At 71.0% G+C, this 24,681-nt stretch carries 18 protein-coding genes; 7 read left to right on the top strand and 11 right to left on the bottom strand.

What is annotated here, in order from left to right; genetic code table 11:
- From K6I34_RS07265 to K6I34_RS07255, 3 genes are all read right to left on the bottom strand, one after another.
- On the bottom strand, positions 1 to 605 hold a 605-nt coding region (locus K6I34_RS07265; RefSeq protein WP_229323359.1), incomplete at its 3' end, for an ROK family transcriptional regulator.
- A gap of 210 nt (positions 606 to 815) precedes the next feature.
- Positions 816 to 1,121 (bottom strand): DUF397 domain-containing protein, encoded by a 306-nt coding sequence (locus K6I34_RS38580; RefSeq protein ID WP_229323357.1) that lies wholly within the window; start codon positions 1,119 to 1,121, stop codon positions 816 to 818.
- On the bottom strand, positions 1,118 to 1,966 hold the full coding sequence (locus K6I34_RS07255) for a helix-turn-helix transcriptional regulator (protein WP_229323356.1): 849 nt from the start codon (positions 1,964 to 1,966) through the stop codon (positions 1,118 to 1,120). Before K6I34_RS07255 ends, K6I34_RS38580 begins: the two co-directional genes overlap by 4 nt.
- 146 nt (positions 1,967 to 2,112) lie before the next feature.
- On the opposite strand from K6I34_RS07255, the gene K6I34_RS07250 reads away from it, so the two are divergent.
- On the top strand, positions 2,113 to 2,514 hold the full coding sequence (locus K6I34_RS07250) for an ATP-binding protein (RefSeq protein WP_229323354.1): 402 nt from the start codon (positions 2,113 to 2,115) through the stop codon (positions 2,512 to 2,514).
- Positions 2,515 to 2,576: 62 nt separating this feature from the next.
- On the opposite strand, the gene K6I34_RS07245 is transcribed toward K6I34_RS07250, so the two are convergent.
- From K6I34_RS07245 to ngcE, 3 genes are read right to left on the bottom strand one after another with little or no spacing between them, the layout of a single operon-like run.
- Complete coding sequence (locus tag K6I34_RS07245; protein WP_374230844.1) at positions 2,577 to 3,497, bottom strand: carbohydrate ABC transporter permease; 921 nt, start codon at positions 3,495 to 3,497, stop codon at positions 2,577 to 2,579.
- A 43-nt stretch (positions 3,498 to 3,540) separates the two neighbouring features.
- Entirely contained in the window at positions 3,541 to 4,464 is a 924-nt protein-coding gene (locus tag K6I34_RS07240) for a carbohydrate ABC transporter permease (protein WP_229323352.1), read from the bottom strand.
- Between the two features lie 34 nt (positions 4,465 to 4,498).
- On the bottom strand, positions 4,499 to 5,944 hold the full coding sequence (gene ngcE / locus K6I34_RS07235; RefSeq protein ID WP_229323350.1) for an N-acetylglucosamine/diacetylchitobiose ABC transporter substrate-binding protein: 1,446 nt from the start codon (positions 5,942 to 5,944) through the stop codon (positions 4,499 to 4,501).
- 488 nt (positions 5,945 to 6,432) lie between these two features.
- Between ngcE and K6I34_RS07230 the strand changes: the two genes are divergently transcribed.
- Positions 6,433 to 10,404 carry a GH92 family glycosyl hydrolase gene (locus tag K6I34_RS07230; protein ID WP_374230843.1) on the top strand — a complete coding sequence of 1,324 codons (3,972 nt, stop codon included), beginning with the start codon at positions 6,433 to 6,435 and terminating at the stop codon, positions 10,402 to 10,404.
- A 121-nt stretch (positions 10,405 to 10,525) separates the two neighbouring features.
- Here the strand turns inward: K6I34_RS07230 and acnA are convergent, their stop codons facing one another.
- Positions 10,526 to 13,240 carry an aconitate hydratase AcnA gene (gene acnA, locus K6I34_RS07225; protein WP_308293973.1) on the bottom strand — a complete coding sequence of 905 codons (2,715 nt, stop codon included), beginning with the start codon at positions 13,238 to 13,240 and terminating at the stop codon, positions 10,526 to 10,528.
- 237 nt (positions 13,241 to 13,477) lie between these two features.
- Here acnA and K6I34_RS07220 point away from each other — a divergent pair, with 237 nt between their 5' ends.
- From K6I34_RS07220 to K6I34_RS07210, 3 genes are all read left to right on the top strand, one after another.
- The gene (locus K6I34_RS07220) at positions 13,478 to 13,978 is read left to right on the top strand and encodes a MarR family winged helix-turn-helix transcriptional regulator (RefSeq protein ID WP_229323346.1); all 501 of its coding nucleotides are present in this window, start codon (positions 13,478 to 13,480) and stop codon (positions 13,976 to 13,978) included.
- Positions 13,979 to 14,013: 35 nt separating this feature from the next.
- On the top strand, positions 14,014 to 15,297 hold the full coding sequence (locus K6I34_RS07215) for an MFS transporter (protein WP_229323344.1): 1,284 nt from the start codon (positions 14,014 to 14,016) through the stop codon (positions 15,295 to 15,297).
- 212 nt (positions 15,298 to 15,509) lie between these two features.
- Positions 15,510 to 17,039, top strand: coding sequence for a UDP-N-acetylglucosamine 1-carboxyvinyltransferase (locus K6I34_RS07210; protein WP_229323342.1), 1,530 nt, complete (start codon positions 15,510 to 15,512; stop codon positions 17,037 to 17,039).
- Between the two features lie 21 nt (positions 17,040 to 17,060).
- On the opposite strand, the gene K6I34_RS07205 is transcribed toward K6I34_RS07210, so the two are convergent.
- Entirely contained in the window at positions 17,061 to 17,459 is a 399-nt protein-coding gene (locus K6I34_RS07205; protein WP_229323340.1) for a RidA family protein, read from the bottom strand.
- Positions 17,456 to 18,598: an acyl-CoA dehydrogenase family protein gene (locus K6I34_RS07200; protein WP_374230842.1), complete on the bottom strand. Its 1,143-nt coding sequence runs from the start codon at positions 18,596 to 18,598 to the stop codon at positions 17,456 to 17,458. The genes K6I34_RS07205 and K6I34_RS07200 overlap by 4 nt, the downstream gene beginning before the upstream one ends.
- Positions 18,599 to 18,785: 187 nt before the next feature.
- Between K6I34_RS07200 and K6I34_RS07195 the strand changes: the two genes are divergently transcribed.
- Complete coding sequence (locus K6I34_RS07195; RefSeq protein ID WP_229323338.1) at positions 18,786 to 20,426, top strand: AMP-binding protein; 1,641 nt, start codon at positions 18,786 to 18,788, stop codon at positions 20,424 to 20,426.
- Positions 20,419 to 21,318 carry a PaaX family transcriptional regulator C-terminal domain-containing protein gene (locus tag K6I34_RS07190; RefSeq protein ID WP_229323336.1) on the top strand — a complete coding sequence of 300 codons (900 nt, stop codon included), beginning with the start codon at positions 20,419 to 20,421 and terminating at the stop codon, positions 21,316 to 21,318. Before K6I34_RS07195 ends, K6I34_RS07190 begins: the two co-directional genes overlap by 8 nt.
- A gap of 29 nt (positions 21,319 to 21,347) precedes the next feature.
- Here the strand turns inward: K6I34_RS07190 and K6I34_RS07185 are convergent, their stop codons facing one another.
- Positions 21,348 to 23,597 carry a bifunctional salicylyl-CoA 5-hydroxylase/oxidoreductase gene (locus K6I34_RS07185; RefSeq protein ID WP_229323334.1) on the bottom strand — a complete coding sequence of 750 codons (2,250 nt, stop codon included), beginning with the start codon at positions 23,595 to 23,597 and terminating at the stop codon, positions 21,348 to 21,350.
- Between the two features lie 2 nt (positions 23,598 to 23,599).
- Positions 23,600 to 24,466 (bottom strand): enoyl-CoA hydratase family protein, encoded by an 867-nt coding sequence (locus K6I34_RS07180; RefSeq protein ID WP_229323332.1) that lies wholly within the window; start codon positions 24,464 to 24,466, stop codon positions 23,600 to 23,602.
- Positions 24,467 to 24,681 lie beyond the last annotated feature (215 nt).

Genomic DNA, 24,681 nt, shown 5'->3' with positions numbered 1-24,681 from the left:
CCCCAGACCAGCTCGCCCAGGGCTCCCAAGTTGGCATCGTTGTCGACGTACACGGGCACGCTCAGCCGGGACGCGAGCTCGTCACGGGGGTTGGTGCCCGCCCAGCCCGGCAGGATCGCGGTCGAGCCGAGCGTGCCGGAGGCCACGTCGATCGGCCCGGGCACCCCGAGGCCCACCCCGACGATCTTGGCGGTGTCGATGCCCGCCTCCGCGATCAGCCGTTTGACCAGGTGCTCGGCGCGGTCGAAGCCCTGCGCGGCGGAGGCGTCCACGTCGAGGGGCTCGGCATCCTCCGCCAGCACCCGGTGGGCGAGGTTGCCGATGGCCACGCGGAGGTGGGTGTGCCCGAAGTCGACGCCGACGACGATCCCCGCGTCACCGGAGAGGGAGACGCTGCGGGCGCGGCGCCCGCCCGCGGAGGTGGGGGTGACCTCGACCGTGCCGCCGTCCTTCAGCTCCCGCACGATGTTGGAGACCGTGGCGGCCGAGAGCCCGGTCGTACGGGCGATCTCGGCCTGGGTGAGCGAGCCCGCCATGCGCACCGCGCGTACGACCCGCTCCAGGTTGGCCCGGTGCAGCGACGACTGCGACCCCGGAGTCTCCACGCCCATTCACTCCCGCCTCGCCGGGGACGGCACGGCCGCCGTCCCGCGGCCGGGTCACGGCACCCGTTGCCCCGGCCTTCCGTACAACATATGAACTCTAAGCTGAGCCGCCCGGAGCAATCCCCGTCAAGGCCCTGAACCCTATCGAGCCCCGGGCGCGGAGAGGCGGGAGGGGTCACCGGGAGGCCGGGTGGGGGGCACCGGGACGGTTCACCGCGCGGCGCGGTCCAGGGCGCCGGTCTTCACGGCCCTCAGCAGGGCCGCCCAGGCGCGGGGCGCGGGCGCGAGCACGGTCCGTAAGCGGTCGCTCTCCCGGAAGCGGAGCCGCCCGTCCGGGCCGTGGGCGGCCTCCAGGCACTCGTTGCCACCGCCGCTGCCGGAGGACCGGGACCGCTGCCAGGGGGGCGCGGCGCGGGAGGCCGCGCCCGGCGGCGTACGGGCCTCCGGCGGAGTACGGATCTCCGGCGGCGTACGGAGCGGGGTGCCGGGAGCGGCGGGGGACGGCGCGGCCGTCACGACCCCGCCGCCAGCCGCTCGATCAGCTCGACGGAGGCGGCGGGCGGGAGCGCGCGGGAGCGCAGCGCGTCGAAGAGCGCGCGGTAGCGGCGGACGTCCTCGTCCCGGTCGAGGTGGGCGGCGCCCGTGAGGCCGTCCGCCATCACCACGTCCATGCCGGACGCGAGCAGGCCGTAGATCACGAAGGGGCCGTCGAGACCGCCGTGCTCCCCGGCGTCGAAGGGCAGCACCTGGAGGCGCACCCGCTCGCTCCCGGCACGCTCCGCGAGGTGCCGCAGTTGCTCCCGCATCACGTCGGGGCCGCCGACCGGGCAGCGCAGCGCGGCCTCGTAGACCAGGGCGGTGAGCTCGGGGGCGTCCGGCTTGTCGAGCACGGCCTGCCGGGCGGTGCGGGCGGCCACGCAGCGGTCCGCCTCGGCGGTGTCGTAGCCGTACCGGCCGCCCGCGAAGAGCGCGCGCATATAGCCGGGGGTCTGCAGCAGCCCGGGGACGAGCACGGTCTGCCACACCTGGACCGTGACCGCCTTCGACTCCAGGTGCGCGAGGTCGGCGATGCCGGGAAAGGAGCTCGCGTAGTGATTCCACCAGCCCTGGCGGCGGCCTTCCCTGGCCAGCTCCACCAGGGGGTCGACGAGGGCGGGATCGGTCACCCCATAAGCCCTCAGCAGACCGCGTAGCTCGAATGGGCGAATCCCATTCGTGCCCGTCTCGATGCGGCTGATCTTGGCTTGTCCGCACTCCAGCGCCTCAGCGGCGTCCTCGCCCGACATACCGGCGGCTTCGCGCAGCTTGCGCAGCTCCGCGCCGAGGCGCTTCTGGCGGATAGTTGGGAGCTTCTGCGGCATGACAATCCTCCCTTCCTTTGGGCAGAGAGTCTGCCTGCACCCACCCGGTGAGCACAGTCACTCACAGGGACGAAAGCCCACCGAATTTATGCACTCGCGGTCGATCCCCATCACTGTTGAATCTCATCCCCCCGAACGGAGCCACAATGTGCGAGGACCCTCAACTGGCCACCGCCGACTGGTGGTACTCACTCCGGATCCCTGCCCAGCCCTGGATGGTCAGTGTCGTCCGCAGCTCGCTCCGGCTCGCGCTGCAGCGGCACGGCAGGGCCGACCTCGCCGACACCGCCTGTCTGCTGGTGACGGAGCTGGTCACCAATGGCGTGGTGCACACCAAATCACCGGTGACGGTGGACCTCAGCTGCCGCTCGCGCACCCTGCGCGTCGATGTGCACGACGCCTGCCCCGAGGTGCCCGCCCGGATCGCCGCGGGCTGCGACGACGAATCGGGCCGCGGGCTCACCCTCGTCGACAGTTGCGCCCGCTCCTGGGGCGTGCGCCCGGCCGCGCAGGGCGTCGGCAAGGCCGTGTGGTTCACGCTCCGCTGACGCCGCCGAGACCCTGGCGCCCACGGCCTCCCCGGTCACTCGGGCCGCCGCTCGGACCCCGGCTACTTCAGCGCTCCGGCCGTCAGACCCGCCTGCACCTGGCGCTGGAAGATCACATAGACGATGAGCACGGGCAGCATGGCGATCACCATGCCCGCCATCAGGCCGCCCCAGTCCCCCTGATAGCCCTGCTGGAGCGCGAGCTCCGCGAGGCCTTGCGTCAGGACGTACCTGTCCTCCCTCTGATTGAGGACCATGGGCAGGAGGTACTGGTTCCACTGGCCCAGGAAATTGAAAATTCCGATGCTGATGAGCCCCGGTTTCGCCATCGGGAGCATCACCTGGAAGAAGACCCGGCTGTGCGAGGCCCCATCGATCATCGCCGCCTCGGCGACCGAGGTCGGCAGGGTGCGGAAGAAGGCCGTCATGAAGAACACGGTGAACGGCAGCGAGAAGGCGATGTAGACCAGGATCAGCCCTGGATAGGTGGCCAGCAGACGCGTCCCGGGGAAATCCCGCAGCACGAAGAACAGCGGAATGACGAGCATGAAGACCGGGAAGGACATCCCGGCCACGAAGAGGTAGTAGATGAAGCGGTTGCCGGGGAAGGAGAAGCGGGCCAGCACATAGCCCGCCATCGAGCCGAGCACCATGGTGCCGATGACCGAAGCACCCACCACGACGACCGTGTTGAGGAAATAGCGGCCGATATTGGCCCGGTCCCAGGCGTGCGCCCAGTTCTCGAAGTGGAACGAGCGCGGCAGCGACCATGGCGAGCCGAGAATGTCACCGCTGCTCTTGAACGAGCTCCACAGCACCCACAGCAGCGGCAGCCCCACCATGAGCGCCCAGGCGAGGAGGATGCCGTGCGAGAAGACGTTCAGCACCCCGCCCTCCGCTCGCCCGCGCCCGGCGCCCCGACGCTTCCCCGGGGCGCCCTCCGCAACGTCCGCCACGGGCGCCGCACCCGCTTCCATCGTCATCCGTCCGTACCCCCAGCCCTCGATACCGCCGGCACCCGGTGCCCTAGAACTCGATCCGCTCACGCCGCGCGAAGCGCATGGTGAGCACGGCGAACAGCAGCGTCACGACGAGCATGGCGACGCCCATGGCCGACGCGTAGCCGAACTGGCTGTCCCGGAAGGCCGTCTGGTAGAGCCGCAGCGGGACCACGTCCGTCGCGCCGTCCGGACCGCCCATGTTCACCGACATGATCTGCACGAGCGCGAAGGCGTCCATCGCGATGATGCCCATGTAGACCCAGCCGGTCTGCACGGTGTCCCACAGCAGCGGGAGCGTGATCCGGAAGAAGGTCTGGGCGCGGCCCGCGCCGTCGAGCAGCGACGCCTCGTAGATCTCGCGCGGTATGGACGCCATGGCCGCGGAGAACAGGACCACGTAGAAGCCCACGTTCGCCCAGACCATCACGACCATGATGCAGGCCAGGGCGAGGCTCTTCTCCCCCAGCCAGGCGCTCTGGAGGGAATCCAGCCCCACCGCCCCCAGCAGGGAGTTGAGCATGCCGTCCGAGGGATCCGGGTTGTAGATGTTGAACCAGATCACCGAAATGATCGTGATGGAGATGACCTGGGGGAAGAAGAAGACGAACTTGTAGAAGCGCGCTCCCCGCACCCCCGTGATCACCGCGCCCCGGCGGGCACGGCCTCCCACATTGAGCATGTAGGCGAAGAACAGCCCCAGCGCCAGGGTCACGATCGGCACCAGCACGAGCATGACGACGTTGTGTTTCAGGGCGTTCCAGAACTCGTCGCTGTGCACGAGCCTGTCGTAGTTCTTGAAGCCTGTGTACTTGGCCTTGCCCGCGAGACCGCTCCAGTCGGTCATCGCGAGCTGGAACGCCTGGACGAACGGCGAGATCACAAAGATCGCGTAGATCGCCAGGGGCAGGGCCAGGAACCCCGCGATGAACCGGTATTTGCCGTGCCTCATGCCGCCTCCCGGCCCTCGTTCTCCCGGTCCTCCGTCAGGCCGACCGGTGGAACTTGGTGACGGAGCCGTCCTTGGCCGTCTCGTCCGCGTACTGCTGTGTCTTCTTGATCCACTCGTCGGCCTTGATGCCTCCGGTGAGCAGCTGGCTGGTGAGGCCACCCATCTTCTCGTCCGTCAGCTTCGGGTACCACTCCTGGAGCTGGATCATCAGCAGGTTCTGGTTGCCGCCCGCGTTCTTGACCGTCTGCGCGGCGGAGGCCAGGCCCGGGGAGAGGGAGGCGCCCTCGGCGCCCTGCGTATTGCTCGTCAGCGAGTGGACCTTCTGTGCGAAGTTCTGCGCGTGCTTCTTGGAGAGCATGATGCGCAGCAGCTCCATGCCACCCGCGGGGTTCTTGCCGCTCTTCGCGACGATGAAGGGCTCACTGGGCTCGGCACGCACCGCGCCGTGCGGCATCTTGTCACCGGAGCCGCCGTCGAAGAGCGCTCCGACGGCCATGTCGAAGTCCTTGGGGGTGGTCGGGCTCGCCTCGTTCTCCACCCAGGAGCCGTTGGGGATGAAGACGGCCTTGCCCTTCGTCCAGGCGGTCTGTGCCTGGATATGGGTCAGGCCCTGGCTGCCCTCGAGGAAATACCCCTTGGCGGCCAGCTCCTCGTAGTGCCCGACGACCTGCTTGACCGCGTCGTTGGAGGTCCAGGCGTTGGGCTCCAGGTTGTCGATCGCGATCCACTTCTCCATGCCGCCGATCTTGGCGATCTGCGGGAAGATGTTGAAGTGGACGTAGTACGGGTACTTGCCCGGGTAGGTCCAGGGCGCGATGCCCGCTTTCTTGATCTCCTCGCAGAGCTTGACCATCTCGTCGAGGGACTTCGGATAGACCCAGCCCTTGTCCTTCAACAGCTTCTGCGAATACCAGGTGCCGTAGACGGTGAAGGCGTAATAGAGAACGTCGACGACGTCCTTGTGCTTGCCCTTCTCGATGGTGCTCGGGTAGAGGACGTCCCGGATCTTCTTCTTGGGGTCGTCCAGCGTCGGGGCGTCGAGCAGCGGGGCGAGGTCCGCCAACTGCCCCTGCGAGGAAAGCTTGTTCATGTCCAGGTGGTCGGCGCCCGAGTTGTCGATGACGTCCGGCGGATTGCCCCCGGCGAAGCGCGGCTGGAGCTTGGGACCGACCTGCTGGGTGCCGGTGTGCTGCACGTCGGCGCCGTAGGCGGACTTGTAGTCGGCCTCGGCGTCCTTGGCGTACTGGTCGCCCAGGCCGCCCTTGAAGATGAAGGCGTCCAGCGGGGCGCCGTTCTTGACGCCGAGCGGGTTCTTCTCGGACGTCTTGCCCTTGTTCCCCTTGTCGCCGCTGTCGTTGTCGTCACCTCCACCCCCCGTGGCACACGCGGCCAGCACACTCATCGAGGGCACCGCGAACAGGCCGAGCGCCGCGGTGCGCTTGACCAGGTCGCGACGGCTGACGTCCGATGTGGATCCCATGCTCAAGTCCTCGCCTTCTGACGGACTCAGGCGGTGTACCGGTCTCCCCTTGGAACCGTGCGAACCGTGCGAACCGGCCATGGCCGAAGGGCCCGACACCGCGGGTCGGTTGAAGCTTGGTGTGCTGGGCGTGCGCCGGGATCGGTGAAGTGCCCACGGCGCTCCCGTCCGCCGCTTCTCCCCCGGATGTCCGCCGGGCCGGCCTGCGGCCGTCCGGACGTCCGACAGGTATAGTCCACTTTCCATCAACTGGGCAAGATCGAAAGCGGCTTTGACCGTCAGTCTTTCCCGAGTTGAGACCTCCTCACTCCGGGCTCGGTCCCGGCTCGGCCCGGGTTCGGTCCGGGCTCCGTCCGGGGCGCCGCCATGACGACACCAACCCTCGGACCCTTGACACCACTGGCGTCTCACGCCCTACTGGTCTCTGCGCGACTCAGGTGACAACGTTGTCGGTTCGGCGGAGGGGCCAGATCGTGGAGAGGCCAGGGATGCGGCAGAGCCAGCGGAAGAGACCCCGACACCGATGGCGTAATCCCGGCCGCCCGCTGGCCCTCCTGGTGGCAGCGCTGGTGGTGACGGCCACTCAGAGCCCGCAGGCCGCCTCGGCCATGGCCACGGCCTCCGCCGCACGGGCGGACGCGGCGGCCCAGCGCTTCAGCTCCTCCTTCGAACCGGGCGAGCCACGGCCCGACTGGCGCGACACCGTGGAGACCGGCCCTGACGGGCACCGGAAGTCGGCCGGGGTCGACGGCGCCGACACCGCGGGCATCCCCGGGAACGTCACCGACCGGGTCACCGCCGTCAGGGCGAGCGGCGAGAACGCGGGCGCCGGGGAGAGCAAGGAGAACCTCGTCGACGGCGAGCCCACCACCAAGTGGCTCGTCTTCGACCGGACGGCCTGGCTGGAGTTCGACCTGCCGGAGCCGGTCGCGCTCGTGCGCTACGCGCTGACCTCCGCCAACGACGCCCCCGGCCGGGACCCCAGGAGCTTCACGCTCAAGGGCTCCGACGACGGCAGGAGCTGGCAGGCGCTGGACGGCCGCGACGACGTGTCCTTCGAAAAACGCCTCCAGACCAAGGAGTTCCCCGTCGGGAACAGGGCGGCGTACCGGCACTTCCGGCTGGAGATAGCCCGCAACAACGGCGACGACATCACCCAGCTGGCGGAGGTGCAGCTGGCGACCGGGGACACGAGCGCTCCCCCGCCCCCGGACATGCGCAGCCACGTCGACTCCGGCCCCACCGGCTCGCCCACGGCCAAGGCACGCGTGGGCTTCACCGGCACCCACGCCCTGCGCTACGGCGGCAGGCATCTGGCCACCGGCCGGGCGTACGCGTACAACAAGCTCTTCTCCGTGAAGGTCGCGGTCACCCGGGAGACCGTGCTCTCCTACCGGATCTTCCCGGCCATGCCCGACCGGGACCCGCGGTATCCGGCCACCCACGCGGCCATCGACCTGGCCTTCACCGACGGCACCTATCTGAGCGAGCTCGGCGCGGTCGACCAGCACGGCGCGCGCCTCACCCCGCAGGGGCAGGCGGACTCCAAGACGCTCTACGTCAACCAGTGGAACAACAAGGAGTCCCGCATCGGCGACGTCGCCGCGGGCAAGACCGTCGCCCGGGTGCTCATCGCCTACGACTCCCCGGCCGGCCCCGCGCGCTTCCGGGGGTGGGTGGACGACATCGCGCTCACGCCCGCACCACCGCAGAAGCCCGAGGCACACCTTTCGGACTACGCCCTCACGACGCGCGGCACTCATTCCAGCTCGACCTTCTCGCGGGGCAACACCTTCCCCGCGACGGCCGTCCCCCATGGCTTCAACTTCTGGACCCCCGTCACCAACGCCGGCTCCACGGACTGGCTCTACCAGTACGCGGCCGGGAACAACGCCGACAATCTCCCCACCATCCAGGCCTTCGGCGCGAGCCATGAGCCGAGCCCCTGGATGGGCGACCGGCAGACCTTCCAGGTGATGCCCTCGACCGCCGCGGGCACCCCCGACGCCCGGCGCACCGCCCGCGCCCTCCCCTTCCACCACTCGAACGAGATCGCGAAGCCGCACTACTACGGCGTCACCTTCGACAACGGACTCAAGTCCGAGATCGTCCCCAGCGACCATGCCGCGATGATGCGTTTCACCTTTCCGGGCGAAAACTCCAGCGTCATTCTTGACAATGTCAAGGACATGGGCGGGCTGACCCTCGACCCGGACCACGGGGTGGTCACCGGCTACTCCGACGTCAAGAGCGGCCTGTCGACCGGCGCCGGACGGCTGTTCGTCTACGGCGTCTTCGACGCGCCTGTCACCGCGAGCGGCAAGCTCGGCGGCTCCCCCAACCTGCCGCGCAACGCCATCAGCTCGATCCCCCCGGACGGCCGGCGCCAGGCCGAGCGCGTCGAGCGCGACGGCACACACGGCGACGGCGTCACCGGCTATCTGCGCTTCCGGCCGGGCAAGGACCGCACGGTCACCCTCCGCATCGCGACCTCCCTGATCGGCACCGACCAGGCGAAGGCCAATCTGGAACAGGAGATCCCGGCGGGCAGCTCGTTCACCGAGGTCCACGACCGCGCCCGCGCCGCGTGGGACGCCCTCCTGCACCGCGTCGAGGTCAAGGGCGCGAGCCGGGACCAGCTCACCACCCTGTACTCCAGCCTCTACCGCCTCTACCTGTATCCCAACTCGGGCTTCGAGAACACCGGCACGGCGGCGCACCCCCGCCACCGCTACGCCAGCCCCTTCTCCCCGCCCGAGGGCGAGTCCACGCCGACCCGTACGGGCGCGCGGGTCGTCGACGGCGAGGTCTACGTCAACAACGGCTTCTGGGACACCTACCGCACCACCTGGCCCGCGTACTCCCTGCTCACCCCGAAGCAGGCGGGCAGGCTCGTCGACGGCTTCGTGCAGCAGTACAAGGACGGCGGCTGGATCTCCCGCTGGTCCTCGCCCGGCTACGCCGATCTGATGACGGGCACCAGCTCGGACGTCGCCTTCGCCGACGCCTACGTCAAGGGCGTGCCCTTCGACGCGGAGGCCGCGTACGAGGCCGCGCTCAAGAACGCCACCGTGGCGCCGCCCAACCCCGGCGTGGGCCGCAAGGGCATGGAGACCTCCGCGTTCCTCGGCTACACCAGCACCACCACCCGCGAGGGCATGTCGTGGGCGATGGACGGCTACATCAACGACTTCGGCCTCGGACAGATGGGCAGATTCCTCTACGAGAAGACCCACAAGGCCCGCTACCGGGACGAGTCCGCGTATTTCCTGAACCGTGCCCGGAACTACGTCAAGCTCTTCGACCCGCAGATCGGCTTCTTCCAGGGCAAGGACCAGAGCGGCCACTGGCGGCTCACGCCCAAGCAGTACGACCCGCGCGTCTGGGGCTACGACTACACCGAGACCAACGGCTGGAACTTCGCCTTCACCGTCCCCCAGGACACCCGCGGCCTGGCGAACCTCTACGGCGGCGGGGCGGCGCTCGCGCGGAAGCTCGACACCTTCTTCCGCACACCGGAGACCGGGGCGCCCGAGTTCGCCGGTTCGTACGGCGGCATCATCCACGAGATGACCGAGGCCCGGGACGTCCGCATGGGGATGTACGGCCACAGCAACCAGCCCTCGCACCACATCGCCTATCTGTACGACGCGGTGGGGCAGCCGTGGAAGACGCAGGCGGAGGTCCGCGAGGTGCTCTCGCGCCTCTACCTCGGCAGTGAGATCGGCCAGGGCTATCCGGGTGACGAGGACAACGGCGAGATGTCGGCCTGGTATCTCTTCGGTGCCCTCGGCTTCTATCCGCTGGTGATGGGCAGCGGGGAGTACGCGATCGGCTCGCCGCTGTTCACGGAGGCCACCGTCCACCTGGAGAACGGCCGGGACGTGGTGGTGAAGGCGCCCGGCAACAGCGCCCGGAACGTCTATGTGCAGGGGCTGCGGGTCAACGGCAAGCCGTGGGATTCCACCGCGCTCCCGCACTCCGTACTGGCCGGGGGCGCGACGCTGGAGTTCGCCATGGGCCCCCGGCCGTCGCGGTGGGGCAGCGGCAAGGACGCGGGACCGGTCTCGCTCACCAAGGACGACGCGGTGCCCGCCCCGGAGGGCGACCTGACGCAGCCCGGCACGTCGGCCCTCACCGACAACACCTCCGCCACGGAGCAGGGGTTCACCACGGCCGCGCTGGAGGTGCCGTCCGGCGGCCGCGTCACCTCGTACACCCTCACCTCCTCCGACCGCGCCAAGGCCCCGAGGGGCTGGGTGCTCAAGGGTTCGGCGGACGGCCGGACGTGGACGGAGGTCGACCGGCGCACGGGCGAGTCCTTCGCCTGGGACCGGCAGACGCGGGTGTTCTCCGTACGCGCGCCCGGCGCCTATCACCACTACCGGCTGGAGGTGCCGGGCGGAGAGGGCACCCTGGCCGAGGTCGAGCTCATCGGGCCGGTCCGGTCGTCCGGCTGACGGACACGTGAGGCATACGGCCGGGCATACGACTGGGGCCGCACCCCGGAAGGGATGCGGCCCCAGTCGCTGTAAGGACCGTCCGCCTGGACGGCGATCCTTACTCCGGCTTGACTCCGGCTTACTTGCGGATCAGCGAGCGCAGCACGTACTGCATGATGCCGCCGTTGCGGTAGTAGTCCGCCTCACCGGGGGTGTCGATGCGGACGACCGCGTCGAACTCGATGCCCGTGTCGGTGGTGACCTTGACGGTGCGCGGGGTGGTGCCCTCGTTCAGCTCGGTCACGCCGGCGATGGAGAAGGTCTCCTCGCCGGTCAGGCCGAGCGAGTCGGCCGACTGGCCGGCCGGGAACTGGAGCGGCAGGACGCCCATACCGATGAGGTTCGAGCGGTGGATGCGCTCGTACGACTCGGTGATGACGGCCTTGACGCCGAGGAGGGCCGTGCCCTTGGCCGCCCAGTCGCGGGACGAGCCGGAGCCGTACTCCTTGCCGCCCAGGATGACCAGCGGGATGCCGGCGGCCTGGTAGTTCTGCGAGGCGTCGTAGATGAACGACACCGGCGCGTCGGCCTGGGTGAAGTCGCGGGTGAAGCCGCCCTCGGTGCCCGGCGCGATCTGGTTGCGCAGGCGGATGTTGGCGAACGTACCGCGGATCATGACCTCGTGGTTGCCTCGGCGCGAGCCGTAGGAGTTGAAGTCACGACGCTCCACACCGTGCTCGGTGAGGTACTTGCCGGCCGGGGTGTCGGCCTTGATGGCACCGGCCGGGGAGATGTGGTCGGTGGTGACCGAGTCGCCGAGCTTCGCCAGCACGCGGGCGCCGGTGATGTCGGTGACCGGGGTGGTCTCCATCGTCATGCCCTCGAAGTACGGGGGCTTGCGGACGTAGGTGGACTCGGCGTCCCACTCGAAGGTGTTGCCGGTCGGGATCGGCAGGGCCTGCCACTGGGCGTCGCCCGCGAAGACGTCCTGGTAGGACTTGTTGAACATGTCCTCGCCGATGGCGTTGGCCACGACGTCGTTGACCTCGGCCTCGGTCGGCCAGATGTCCTTGAGGAAGACCGGGTTGCCGTCCTGGTCGGCGCCCAGGGCGTCACGCGTGATGTCCACCTTCATGGAGCCCGCGATGGCGTACGCGACGACCAGCGGCGGGGAGGCCAGGTAGTTCATCTTGACGTCGGGGTTGATGCGGCCCTCGAAGTTGCGGTTGCCCGAGAGGACCGAGGTCACGGCCAGGTCGTGCTCGTTGACCGCCTTGGAGACCTCCTCCGGCAGCGGGCCGGAGTTGCCGATGCAGGTGGTGCAGCCGTAGCCGACGAGGTTGAAGCCGACCTTGTCGAGGTAGGGGGTCAGGCCCGCCTTGTCGAAGTAGTCGGTGACGACCTTGGAGCCCGGGGCGAGGGTGGTCTTGACCCACGGCTTGCGGGTCAGGCCCTTCTCGACCGCCTTCTTGGCCACGAGCGCGGCGGCGACCATGACGTAGGGGTTCGAGGTGTTGGTGCAGGAGGTGATCGCGGCGACGGTGACGGCGCCGTGGTCGATCGTGTAGGTCGACCCGTCGGGAGCGGTGACGGTGGTCGGCCGCGACGGCACGCCGTTGGCCGTGGCCGGGGAGTCGGAGGCCGGGAAGGACTCCTTGCCCGCCTCGTCGGCGGTGTCGACGTAGTTCAGGACGTCGACGGCGAACTGCTTGGCGGCGTCGGCCAGGACGATGCGGTCCTGCGGGCGCTTCGGACCGGCGATTGACGGGACGACCGTGGAGAGGTCGAGCTCCAGCTTCTCGGAGAAGTCCGGCTCGGCGGCCGGGTCCAGCCAGAGGCCCTGCTCCTTGGCGTACGCCTCGACGAGCGCGACCTGCTGCTCGGAGCGGCCGGTCAGGCGCAGGTAGTTCAGGGTCTCGCCGTCGATCGGGAAGATGGCGGCAGTGGAGCCGAACTCCGGCGACATGTTGCCGATGGTGGCGCGGTTGGCCAGCGAGGTGGCGGCGACGCCCTCGCCGTAGAACTCGACGAACTTGCCGACGACACCGTGCTTGCGCAGCATCTCGGTGATCGTGAGGACCAGGTCGGTGGCGGTGGTGCCGGCGGGCAGCTCACCGGTCAGCTTGAAGCCGACGACACGCGGGATGAGCATGGAGACCGGCTGGCCGAGCATCGCGGCCTCGGCCTCGATGCCGCCGACGCCCCAGCCGAGCACGCCCAGGCCGTTGACCATCGTGGTGTGCGAGTCGGTGCCGACCAGCGTGTCGGGGTAGGCCTGGCCGTTGCGGACCATGACCGTACGGGCCAGGTGCTCGATGTTCACCTGGTGGACGATGCCGGTGCCCGGGGGGACGACCTTGAACTCGTCGAAGGCGGTCTGGCCCCAGCGCAGGAACTGGTAGCGCTCCTTGTTGCGGCCGTACTCCAGCTCGACGTTCTGGCCGAAGGCGTCCTTCGTGCCGAACTTGTCGGCGATGACGGAGTGGTCGATGACCAGCTCGGCCGGGGCCAGCGGGTTGATCTTCGCCGGGTCGCCGCCCAGCTCCTTCACGGCCTCGCGCATGGTGGCCAGGTCGACGACGCAGGGCACACCGGTGAAGTCCTGCATGATGACGCGGGCCGGCGTGAACTGGATCTCCTGGCTGGGCTGGGCCTGCGAGTCCCAGTTGCCCAGCGCGCGGATGTGGTCGGCGGTGATGTTCGCGCCGTCCTCGGTGCGGAGCAGGTTCTCCAGCAGCACCTTCAGGCTGTAGGGAAGGCGAGCGGCGCCCTCGACCTTGTCCAGCCGGAAGATCTCGTACGACTCGTCGCCCACCTGCAGCGTGCTGCGGGCGTCGAAGCTGTTCGCCGACACGACAGTCTCCTTCATGCATGAATTCGCGTACTGCGGCAATCCTGCCGCCCCGAGATCGCGCCGATCCGATAAGGTGTGCCTTAGTTAGGTACGCCTTACTAGCGCGACAGCGGTACGCCTCTCGGCAGATATCTCGATGTCGAGATAACTCTAGTACATCGCGAAGGAACGGTCATGTCCTGGCCGTGGCAGGCGTAAACGTAACAGCACTTATATAAGTACTGTTACGATGGTGGCATGCCCGAGCACCGCACGCCCGACCCCACCCCGCACAGCCTCTGGCGGCCCCTGCGGCTGCTCCAGGAATCGATGGACGCGGACATCGCCCGCCTCTATGCCGAACGGCGGATCGAGGGGCTCAAGCCGAGCTGGGTCATGGAGCTCCTCCGCCTGCACGCCCGCGGCCCGATGACCATCACCGAACTGGCCGAGTCGGTCGGCCGGACGCACTCGGCGCTCAGCCAGAAGGTCGCCGCCATGCGCGCGGCGGGCTGGGTGCGGACCGTCGCGGGCGACGACGGGCGCAGCAAGAAGGTGACCCTCACGGACAAGGCGCGCGACGTCGTCGGCCGCCTGGCCGCGGAGTGGCGGGCCACCGAGGCCGCGCTCGCCGAGATCGAGGCCGAGATCCCCTATCCGCTCACCCGGGTCGTCGCCGACATCGAACAGGCCCTCGCGCGCAGGAACTTCCACGACCGGATCGCCGAGAGGCTGGCACAGGACCCGGCATGGGAGTGACCGGCACGGGGCGCCGGGCGGGGCCGAGACGCCGGATGAGACCGGGGCACCGGACGGGGCCGGGGCGCGCGCTGCTGGACGTGACGCCGTTACGGTCGTCACCGGCGTTCCGGCGGCTGTGGTGCGGCCAGGCACTCTCCGGGGTCGGCGGCCAGATGACGCTCGTCGCCGTGACGTTCCAGGTCTGGCGGACGACGGGGAGCACCGCGTGGACCGGCGCGGTCGGGCTGGCGCAGGCAGTGCCGCTCGTCGCGCTCGGGCTGTTCGCGGGATCCGTCGTGGACCGGGTGGACCGGCGGACGTTCTTCCTTGTCATGACCGGCGGGCAGGCCGCGTGTTCACTGCTGCTCGCCTTGCAGGGCTTCTTGCAGGGCTCCCCGGGGCGCCTGCCGGTCGCAGGAGTGCTGGCGCTGGTGGCGGCGCAGTCCTGTTTCGCCGCGGGCGGCGGCCCGGCCTCCCGTACCTTCGTCCCGCTCCTGCTGCCCGAGGAGCAGGTGGCCGCCGGGCTGGCGCTCAACCGCGTCTCCTTCCAGGGCGCGCTGCTGGCAGGCCCCGCACTGGGCGGGCTGACGCTCGGCGGCCTGGGCGTCGGGGGCTGCTACTTGATCGACGCGGGCACCTTCGTCGCCGCCTTCCTCGGCGCGTCGGCCCTGCCGCGCACGGGGCCCGCGAGCGAGCCCGCCCGCCCCGGGCTGCGCGGCGTGGCGGACGGACTGGCGTTCCTGGTCCGCGCCCCCGCCGTCCGTGCGGCGCTGCTCACGGATCTGGCCGCCACGGTGCTGTCGATGCCGGTCAGCCTGTTCCCCTTGGTCAACGCGGAGCGGTTCGGGGGCGATCCGCGCACGCTCGGGCTGTTCCTGACGGCGCTGGCGGTCGGTGGCGGCGTCGCGTCCCTCTTCTCCGGCACGTTCACCCGTTCGCCACGCCCGGGCCTGGTGATGCTCGGCGGATCGGCCGTCTGGGGCCTGGCGCTCGCGCTGTTCGGACTGGTGTCCCAGCCGTGGGCCGGTCTGGCCTGCCTGGCCCTGGCGGGGGCGGCCGACACCGTCTCCGTGGTGTCCCGCAGCGCCATCGTCCAGTTGCACACCCCGAAGGAACTGCTCGGCCGCGTCGGCGCCGCCGAGCAGATCGCCGGGCAGGCGGGCCCGGACCTCGGCAACCTGCGCGGCGGGCTGCTGGCGGACGCCACGTCAGGGGCGGTGGCCCTGGTCAGTGGTGGCCTGCTGTGTGCCGGTGCCGTCGCCCTGGTGGCGGCGGGCACGCCGGCGCTGCGCGGCCACCGGATGCCCGACCGCCGGGCCGCCAGGCCCCCGGCGTGAACTGCGGCGTGCACGCCGGGGCGCGGAAGCGCACCCGGGCTCGTGGCGCCACCGGAGCTCCCAGCACCGAGGAAGCGGACGGCCCGAGAGGTCTGCCCGTCGGACATACGGGGAAGAAATGACGGCCAGGAAGACGCGGGAAGACGCGGCAGGACAACCGTCAGCAAGACGGCACACAGAAGAAATCTCATATCTGAGATACCGTCTGACTCATGACAGACGCCTACCTCGCCCGCATCGGCAAGCTCATCCGCGACGCACGACAGCACCGCGGCTGGACACAAACGCAGCTCGCGGACGCGCTCGGCACCAGCCAGAGCGCCGTCAACCGCATCGAGCGGGGAAATCAGAACATCAGCCTTGATATGATCGCCCGGATCGGTGAGGCTCTCGACAGCGAGATCGTCTCCCTCGGGTACGCGGGCCCGATGCATCTGAGGGTCGTCGGCGGCCGCCGCCTCTCGGGCGCGATCGATGTCAAGACCAGCAAGAACGCGTGCGTGGCCCTGCTCTGCGCGACCCTCCTCAACGCCGGCCGGACGACGCTGCGCCGGGTCGCGCGGATCGAGGAGGTCTACCGCATCCTGGAGGTCCTCGGCAGCATCGGCGTCAAGGCACGCTGGATCAACGACGGCAACGACCTGGAGATCGTGCCGCCCGCCGAGCTCGACCTGGCCGCGATGGACACCGAGGCCGCACGGCGCACCCGCAGCGTGATCATGTTCCTCGGGCCGCTGCTGCACCGGATGGACCACTTCAAGATCCCGTACGCGGGAGGCTGCGACCTCGGCACCCGTACCGTGCAGCCGCACATGACGGCGCTCCGGCACTTCGGCCTGGAGGTCACCGCCACGGACGGCACCTACCACGCACGGGTCGACCGTTCGGTCGCACCCACCCGGGCGATCGTGCTGACCGAGCGCGGGGACACCGTCACCGAGAACGCGCTGCTCGCGGCGGCCCGCCACGACGGCGTCACCGTCATCCGCAACGCCAGCTCGAACTACATGGTCCAGGACCTCTGCTTCTTCCTGGAGGAGCTGGGCGTGCAGGTCGAGGGCATCGGCACGACGACCCTCACCGTGCACGGCGTGGCCACCATCGACCGCGACGTCGACTACGCGCCCTCCGAGGACCCGGTGGAGGCGATGAGCCTGCTGGCCGCCGCGGTGGTCACCGAGTCGGAACTGACGATCCGCCGCGTGCCCGTGGAGTTCCTGGAGATCGAGCTCGCGGTCCTGGAGGAGATGGGCCTCGACCACGAGCGCAGCCCCGAGTACCGCGCGGACAACGGCCGTACCCGGCTGCTGGACCTGACCGTACGGCCCTCGAAGCTGTGCGCGCCGATCGACAAGATCCACCCGATGCCGTTCCCCGGCCTGAACATCGACAACGTGCCGTTCTTCGCGGCCATCGCGTCGGCCGCGCAGGGCCAGACCCTCATCCACGACTGGGTCTACGACAACCGCGCCATCTACCTCACCGACCTCAACCGCCTGGGCGCGGACGTCAAACTCCTCGACCCCCACCGCGTCCTGGTCGAGGGCCCCACCCGCTGGCGCTCCGCCGAGATGATGTGCCCCCCGGCCCTGCGCCCGGCAGTCGTCGTCCTCCTCGCGATGATGGCGGCGGAGGGCACGTCGGTGCTGCGCAACGTCTATGTCATCAACCGCGGTTACGAGGACCTGGCGTCCCGCCTGAACTCGATCGGAGCGCAGATCGAGATCTTCCGGGACATCTGACGGAAGCATCGCCGTGGCCTGTCACCCCAGCACCGCCGTCCCCTCCAGCTCCACCAGCGCCTCCTCGTCCCACAAGCGGTTGACCTCCACCACCGTCATCGCCGGGTAGTCGCGGCCCATCGCCCCGCGCCAGACGGCGCCCAGGTCACGGGCACACGCGCGGTAGGCGCGCAGGTCGGTGGTGTAGACGGTGAGGCGCGCCAGGTCCGCCGCCGTGCCGCCCGCCGCCTCGAGGGCCTGGAGGAGGTTCGTCAGGGCGCGCTCGAACTGGGCCGGGAGGTCGGGGGCCGTGATGCGGCCGTTCGCGTCCAGGGCCGTCTGGCCGGAGAGGAGGACGTAGCGGGTGCCCGTGGCGAGGACGGCGTGGGAGAAGCCTCTCGGTGGGGCGAGCGCAGGCGGATTGATGCGTTCCGCCGTCATCGGTAGAGCTCCTTCGCGATGATCGTGCGCTGGACCTCCGTGGCGCCCTCGTAGATGCGGGGCGCACGGACCTCGCGGTAGAGGTGTTCGAGGAGGTGGCCGCGCTGGAGGGCTCGCGCGCCGTGGATCTGCACGGCCGTGTCGACGACGTACTGGGCGGTCTCGGTGGCGTACAGCTTGGCCATCGCGGAGCGGGCCGCGATGCGGGACTCCCCCGCGTCGTACGCCGCCGCGGCCGCGTACACCAGCAGCGCCGCGGCCTCGGTGCGGGTGACCATCTCGGCGAGCTGGTGGGAGACGGCCTGCAGATCCTTCAACGGGCCGCCGAAGGCGCGGCGTTCGCCCGCGTGGGCCACGGCCGCGGCGAGTGCCGCGCGGGACATGCCGACGGCGAACGCCCCGACACTGGGGCGGAAGAGATCGAGGGTGCGCATGGCGACGCGGAAGCCGTCGCCCGGTGCGCCGAGGACGTCGCCGGGGCCGACGCGGACGCCGTCGAGGACGAGCGTGCCGATGGCGTGCGGGGCGAGCATGTCGAGCGGCTGCCCGCGGAGCCCGGCCCGGTCGGCGGGGACCAGGAAGGCCGTGATGCCGCGGGCGCGCTCCTCCGGTCCGGTGCGGGCGAAGACGGTGCAGACGTCGGCCTCGGGCGCGTTGGAGATCCAGCGTTTCTCACCGGAGAGCCGCCATCCGGAACCGTCCCGTTCGGCACACAGCTCCAGCGCCGCCGCGTCGGATCCCGCGCCCTCCTCGCTGAGCGCGAACGCGGGGACGGCGCGGCCCGCGGCGACGGACGGCAGCCACCGGTCCCGCTGTGCGGACGTGCCGGACTGGACGACGGGATACGCGCCGAGCCCCTGGAGGGCGAGGGCCGTCTCCGCCTCGGTGCACTCGCGGGCGAGGGCCTCGCGCAGCAGGCAGAGGTCCATGGCCCGGACGGGCCCGTCCGCCGGGAAGAGACGGGCGAGCAGGCCGAGTTCGCCGAGCGCCGCGATCAGCGGGCGATTGACGCGCCCCGGTTCCCCCTTGTCCGCGAGTGGCCGCAGATGCTCGGCGGCGAGGGCGCGCAGCTCCTCGTACCAGGCGCGTCGCGCCTCGTCCAGCGCGAGCAGGTGGGAGGTGTGGGAATGGGCGGGCACCGGGTGCTCCCCTCCGCGATCGCTTATCGCGTTCAGTTGACTGCCGTCACCGACTCGCTACGCTGGCAGCGGATCGCCCGGTCGGCAAGACCCCCGGGCCCCGGCCCGGCCCCCGTTCTCCTCGACAGCACCTTCCTTCTCCTCCCTTACATCGGCCCTTACATCGGCGCGAGGGGGCGCATCCGCGATGGAGCTCAAGCCGTCGGCGCACGTCGACACCTTTCCACGCGACCACCTCCCGCCCGCCGGGCAGTGGCCCGTCCTCCGCTTCGACCTCGCGGGACCGTCCGCGCTGCGCTACCCGGACCGGCTCAACTGCGGCGCGGAACTGCTGGACGCCACGGCGGCACGATTGGGCCCCGACCGTCCGGCCGTACGGGACGGGGAGGGCCGCGTCTGGTCATACGGGGAGCTCAAGGGTCACGTCGACCGGATCGCGCACGTCCTCACCACCGACCTGGGCGTGGTGCCCGGCAACCGGGTGCTGCTGCGCGGCCCCACCACGCCGTGGCTCGCGGCCTGCTGGCTCGCGGTGATGAAGGCGGGCGCCGTGGCCGTGACCGTCCTGGCGGCGCAGCGCCCGCACGAGCTCGCGACGATCTGCGAACTGGCCCGCATACGGCACGCGTTGTGCGACACCCGGTCGGTCGACGACCTGCTGCGGGCGCCGGTGACCTCCTTACGGGTCACGCCGTACGGCGGGGACGCCCCGGACGACCTGCTGCGGCTGGCCGCGGACAAACCGTCATCGTACGCGGCGGTGGAGACCTCGGCCGACGACGTCGCGCTGATCGCCTTCACCTCGGGCACCACCGGGAGACCCAAGGGGTGCGTGCACTTCCACCGGGACGTGCTCGCCGTGGCCGACACGTTCTCGGCGCGTGTGCTGCGGCCGCGCCCGGACGACGTCTTCGCGGGCAGCCCACCGCTCGGCTTCACCTTCGGGCTCGGCGGTCTGGTGGTCTTCCCGATGCGGGCGGGCGCGTCGGCGCTGCTGGCCGACTGGGGCGGCCCGGAACGGCTGTTGCGGGACATCGCGGCGCACCGGGTGTCGGTGCTGTTCACGGCGCCGACCGCGTACCGCGCGATGCTCGCCCGGCTCGGCGCGCACGACACGTCCTCGCTGCGCCGCTGTGTGTCGGCGGGCGAGCACCTGCCCGCGGAGCTGTGGCACGCGTGGCGGCACGCCACCGGGCTGCGACTGATCAACGGCATCGGCGCGACGGAGATGCTGCACATCTTCATCTCCGCGGCCGACGACGCCGTGCGTCCCGGCACCACGGGACTGCCGGTGCCCGGGTACGAGGCGCGGGTCGTCGGCCCGGACGGCGCCCCCGTGCCGGACGGCGAGCCGGGGCTGCTGGCCGTGCGCGGACCCACCGGCTGCCGCTACCTGGCCGACGGCCGGCAGACCACGTACGTACGGGACGGCTGGAACCTCACGGGGGACACGTATATCCGCGAGCACGACGGCTACTTCCGTTATGTCGCCCGCGCCGACGACATGATCATCTCGGCGGGCTACAACATCGCGGGCCCCGAGGTCGAGGAGGCCCTGCTGCGGCATCCCCAGGTGCTGGAGGCGGCCGTCGTCGGGCGGCCTGACGAGCGGCGCGGCGAGGTGGTCGTCGCCCATGTGGTGCTGCGGGCGGGTGTGCCGCGGACCGCGGAGACGGCCGCGGAGCTGCGGGAGTTCACCAAAAAGGAGATCGCTCCGTACAAGTGCCCTCGCGAGATCGTGTTCCTGGACGCCCTTCCCCGCACGCCCACCGGCAAACTCCAGCGCTTCCGGCTCCGTACCGGAGCTTTACAGTTTCCCCGTGACTGACCAGCAACCACTCCATACCCCTCGGTCCCTCATCGTCACTTTCTACGGCGCGTTCGGTCGTGGCCGCGCCGATCAGGCCGATCAGCGGGCCGCTCCGCCGGTGCCGATCGCGGCCCTGATCCGGTTGCTGGCGGCCGTGGGCGTGGACTCGCCCTCGGTGCGGTCGGCCGTCTCCCGCCTCAAACGGCGTGGGCTGCTCGTCCCGGACCGTACGCCGGAGGGCGCGGCGGGGTACGGACTGTCGGACGCCGCACGGCAGTTGCTGGACGACGGGGACCGGCGGATCTACGGGCGGGTGGCGTCCCGCTCGGGCGGCGGCTGGCTGCTGGCGGTGTTCTCGGTGCCGGAGGAGGAGCGGCACAAGCGGCACCTGCTGCGCTCGCGGCTGTCGCGGCTGGGCTTCGGCACGGCGGCACCGGGGGTGTGGATCGCCCCGGCGCACGTGCACGACGAGACGCGGCACACGCTGGAGCGGCTGGAACTCGCCTCGTACGTCGATCTGTTCCGGGGCAGCCACCTCGGCTTCGAACCGACGGCGGAGGCCGTGGCGCGCTGGTGGGACCTGGACGCGCTGGCCGCGCAGCACCGGGCCTTCCTCCAGGTCCACGAGCCGGTGCTGCACCGGTGGGCGCGGCGGCGCGCCGTCCCGCCGCGGGACGCCTACCGCGACTACCTGCTGGCGCTGGACTCGTGGCGCAGGCTGCCGTACGCCGATCCGGGGCTGCCGGTCGCCCTGCTGCCCACGGACTGGCCGGGCGCCCGGGCTGCACGGGTCTTCACGGCGCTGCACGCGCGGCTGCGGGACGCGGGGGCGCGGTTCGTGAACGAAGAGACGGGTGCGGCAGCCGGTACAGGCGGCACAGGCAGTGCGGCCGGGGTGGCGGGCGGCTAGGCGGGTCAGACACCCCATGACGTTTGAGGTCAAGCGCCGCGCCCCGTCGGGGGTTTGCGGCTGCCCGCCCGGTACGGGGCGGGCCAGGGCGCGCCGGGCCCGGCGTAGCCCTGGTCGGCGGCGGCGTGCAGGGTCCAGTGCGGGTCGTAGAGGTGGGGGCGGGCCAGGGCGCACAGGTCGGTGCGGCCCGCCAGGATCAGGGAGTTGAGGTCGTCCCAGGAGGAGATGGCGCCGACGGCGACGACCGGGACGCCCGCCTCGTGGCGTATCCGGTCGGCGAAGGGCGCCTGGTACGAGCGGCCGTAGGCGGGCCGCTCGTCGGGGACGACCTGGCCGGTGGAGACGTCCACGGCGTCGGCTCCGTGCTCGGCGAAGGCACGGGCGATGGCGACGGCGTCGGCGGCGGTGGTGCCGCCGTCGGCCCAGTCGGTCGCGGAGATGCGGACGGTCATGGGCCGGTCGGCGGGCCAGGCGGCGCGGACGGCGTCGAAGACCTCCAGGGGGTAGCGCAGCCGGGCGGCGAGGCTGCCTCCGTAGGCGTCGGTGCGGTGGTTGGTGAGCGGGGAGAGGAAGCTGGAGAGCAGATAGCCGTGCGCGCAGTGGAGTTCGAGGAGGTCGAAACCGGCACGGGCCCCGGCTTCGGCCGAGCGGACGAACTGGCGGCGGATGACGTCCATGTCGGCCGGTGCGAGGGCGCGCGGGGTCTGGTTGACGCCGGGCCGGTAGGGCAGCGGCGAGGGCGCGACGAGGGGCCAGTTGCCATGCGGAAGGGGCTCGTCGATGCCCTCCCACTGGCGGCGGGTGGAGCCCTTGCGGCCGGAATGCCCGAGCTGGAGGCCGATGGCGGTGCCAGGGGCCTGGGTGTGGACGAAGTCGGTGACGCGGCGCCAGGCGGTCTCGTGCTTGGGCGCGTAGAGGCCGGAGCAGCCGGGGGTGATGCGGCCGTGCGGGCTGACGCAGACCATCTCGGTCATCACGAGGCCCGCGCCGCCGAGGGCGCGGGCGCCGAGGTGGACGAGGTGGAAGTCGCCGGGGGTGCCGTCGACAGCGGAGTACATGTCCATCGGCGAGACGACGACGCGGTTGCGCAGGGTCAGGCCGCGCAGCCGGAAAGGCGTGAACATCGGTGGGGTGCCGGGCGGTATGCCTGCTTCCGCCTCGACGGCGGCGACGAAGCCGGGGTCGCGGAGGCGGAGGTTGTCGTGGGTGACGCGGCGGCTGCGGGTGAGCAGGTCGAAGGCGAACCGGCGGGGCGTACGGTCCACGTGGACGGCGAGGTCCTCGAACCATTCGAGGCTGGCGCGGGCGGCGCGCTGGGTGGACTCGACGACGGGACGCCGCTGTGCCTCGTACGCGGCGAGGGCCTCGGGAACGGGGAGGCCGTCGCCGAGGCGGTCCACGAGGGCGAGGGCGTCCTCGACGGCGAGCTTGGTGCCGGAGCCGATGGAGAAGTGCGCGGTGTGGGCGGCGTCGCCGAGGAGCACGGTGGTGCCGTGCGACCAGTGGGCGTTGACGACGGTGCGGAAGGCGGTCCAGGAGGAGCGGTTGGTGCGCAGGGGGCGGCCGTCGAGGAGGCGGGAGAAGCCGGGGAAGTATGTGACGCACTGCTTCACCGTGGCGGCGTGGTCCGCGCGGTCGAGTCCCGCGCGGCGCCAGACCTCCTCGCGCATCTCGACGATGACGGTGCACGCGTCGGAGCGGTAGGGATAGGCGTGGAGCTGCATCAGGCCGTGCTCGGTCTCGGCGATCTCGAAGCGGAACGCGTCGAGGGCGAGGCCGGCGGAGAGCCAGATGTAGCGGCAGCGGTGAGGGGTGATGGTGGGCCGGAAGTGGTCCCGGTGGGTGGCGCGGGTGGTGCTGTGCACCCCGTCGGCGGCGATGACGAGGTCGTGGGAGCGGGCGAGTTCACCGGCGGGCGGGGCCTCGGTACGGAAGCGGAGGCCGACGCCGAGGCCGCGGCAGCGGGCGTGGAGGATCTCCAGGAGCCGGTGGCGGCCCAGGGCGGCGAAGCCGTGGCCGCCGGAGGCGAGGGTGCGGCCGCGGTGCACGACGTCGATGGCGTCCCAGTGGACGAACTCCTCGCGCAGCGCGGCGTACACCTCGGGGTCGGCACCCTCGATGCCGCCGAGGGTCTGGTCCGAGAAGACGACGCCGAAACCGTAGGTGTCATCGGGGGCGTTGCGCTCCCAGAGGGTGACGGCGTGGCCGGGATCGTGCCGTTTCAGCAGGGCGGCGGCGTACAGCCCGCCGGGTCCGCCGCCGATGACCGCGACCCGCATCGTCACCGCCCCTGCCAGGAGAGCGGCCGCTTCTCGGTGAAGGCGGCGTGGAACTCGGCGTAGTCGGCGCTGTTCATCAGCAGCGCCTGGGTGGCGGCGTCGAGTTCGACGGAGGCGGCGAGCGGCATGTCGAGCTCGGCGGTGAGCAGGGCCTTCGTCTGTGCGAGGGCCAGGGCGGGCCCGGCGGCGAGGCGGCGGGCGAGGGAGCGCGCGGCGGCGTGGACCCCACCCTCGTCGGCCAACTGGCTGATGAGGCCGATGCGTTCCGCCTCCTGGGCGCGTACGGGCTCGCCGAGCATGAGGAGCCGGGTGGCGTGGCCGAGGCCGACGACGCGGGGCAGCAGGTAGGCGGCGCCCATGTCACCGCCGGAGAGGCCGACCTTGGTGAAGAGGAAGGCGAACCGGGCGGTGGGGTCGGCGACCCGGAAGTCGGCGGCGAGCGCGAGCACGGCACCGGCGCCCGCGGCGACCCCATGGACGGCGGCGACCACCGGGAACGGACAGGTGCGCAGGGCCTGGACGACCTGTCCCGTCATCCGGTTGAACGCGAGGAGACCCGCCGTGTCCATGGCCAGCGTCGCACCGATGATCTCGTCGACGTCACCGCCGGAGCAGAAGCCGCGGCCCTCGCCGCCGAGCACGAGGGCGCGTACGGAGCTGTCGCGGGCGAGCTCGGGCAGCAGGTCGCGCAGATCGGCGTAGGCGCCGAAGGTGAGGGCGTTGAGCTTGGCGGGACGGGAGAGGGTGACGGTGGCGACGCCGCCACCGTCGAGTGAGAGGTCGAGGTGCCGCCAGTGCTCCGTACGCGAGGCGGAGCCGGTGAACCGCTCCGGGCCGGTGCTCGGGTTCGGACTCGGGCTCGGGCTCATGGGCGGACTCCTTCAGCCGGAGGGCTGGTGCGTCTGCTGCCGCCGAAGCTATCACCGGATCGTGACTGTCGTCACGGGTACGCGATATGGGAGAACGGGGGCTGTGCCCCGCCAGGGGCGCGGGGAACTGCGCGACCGGCCCCACCGGCCCGCAGCCGCGCGCTGAGCGCAAGAGGCGCCCCCAATAGGCGCTGTCTCTTATACACTACTGACGC

It is taken from the genome of Streptomyces sp. UNOC14_S4, from assembly GCF_020740835.1.
Classification (GTDB): Bacteria; Actinomycetota; Actinomycetes; order Streptomycetales; family Streptomycetaceae; genus Streptomyces.
This window is presented reverse-complemented; position numbering and strand designations above follow the sequence as displayed.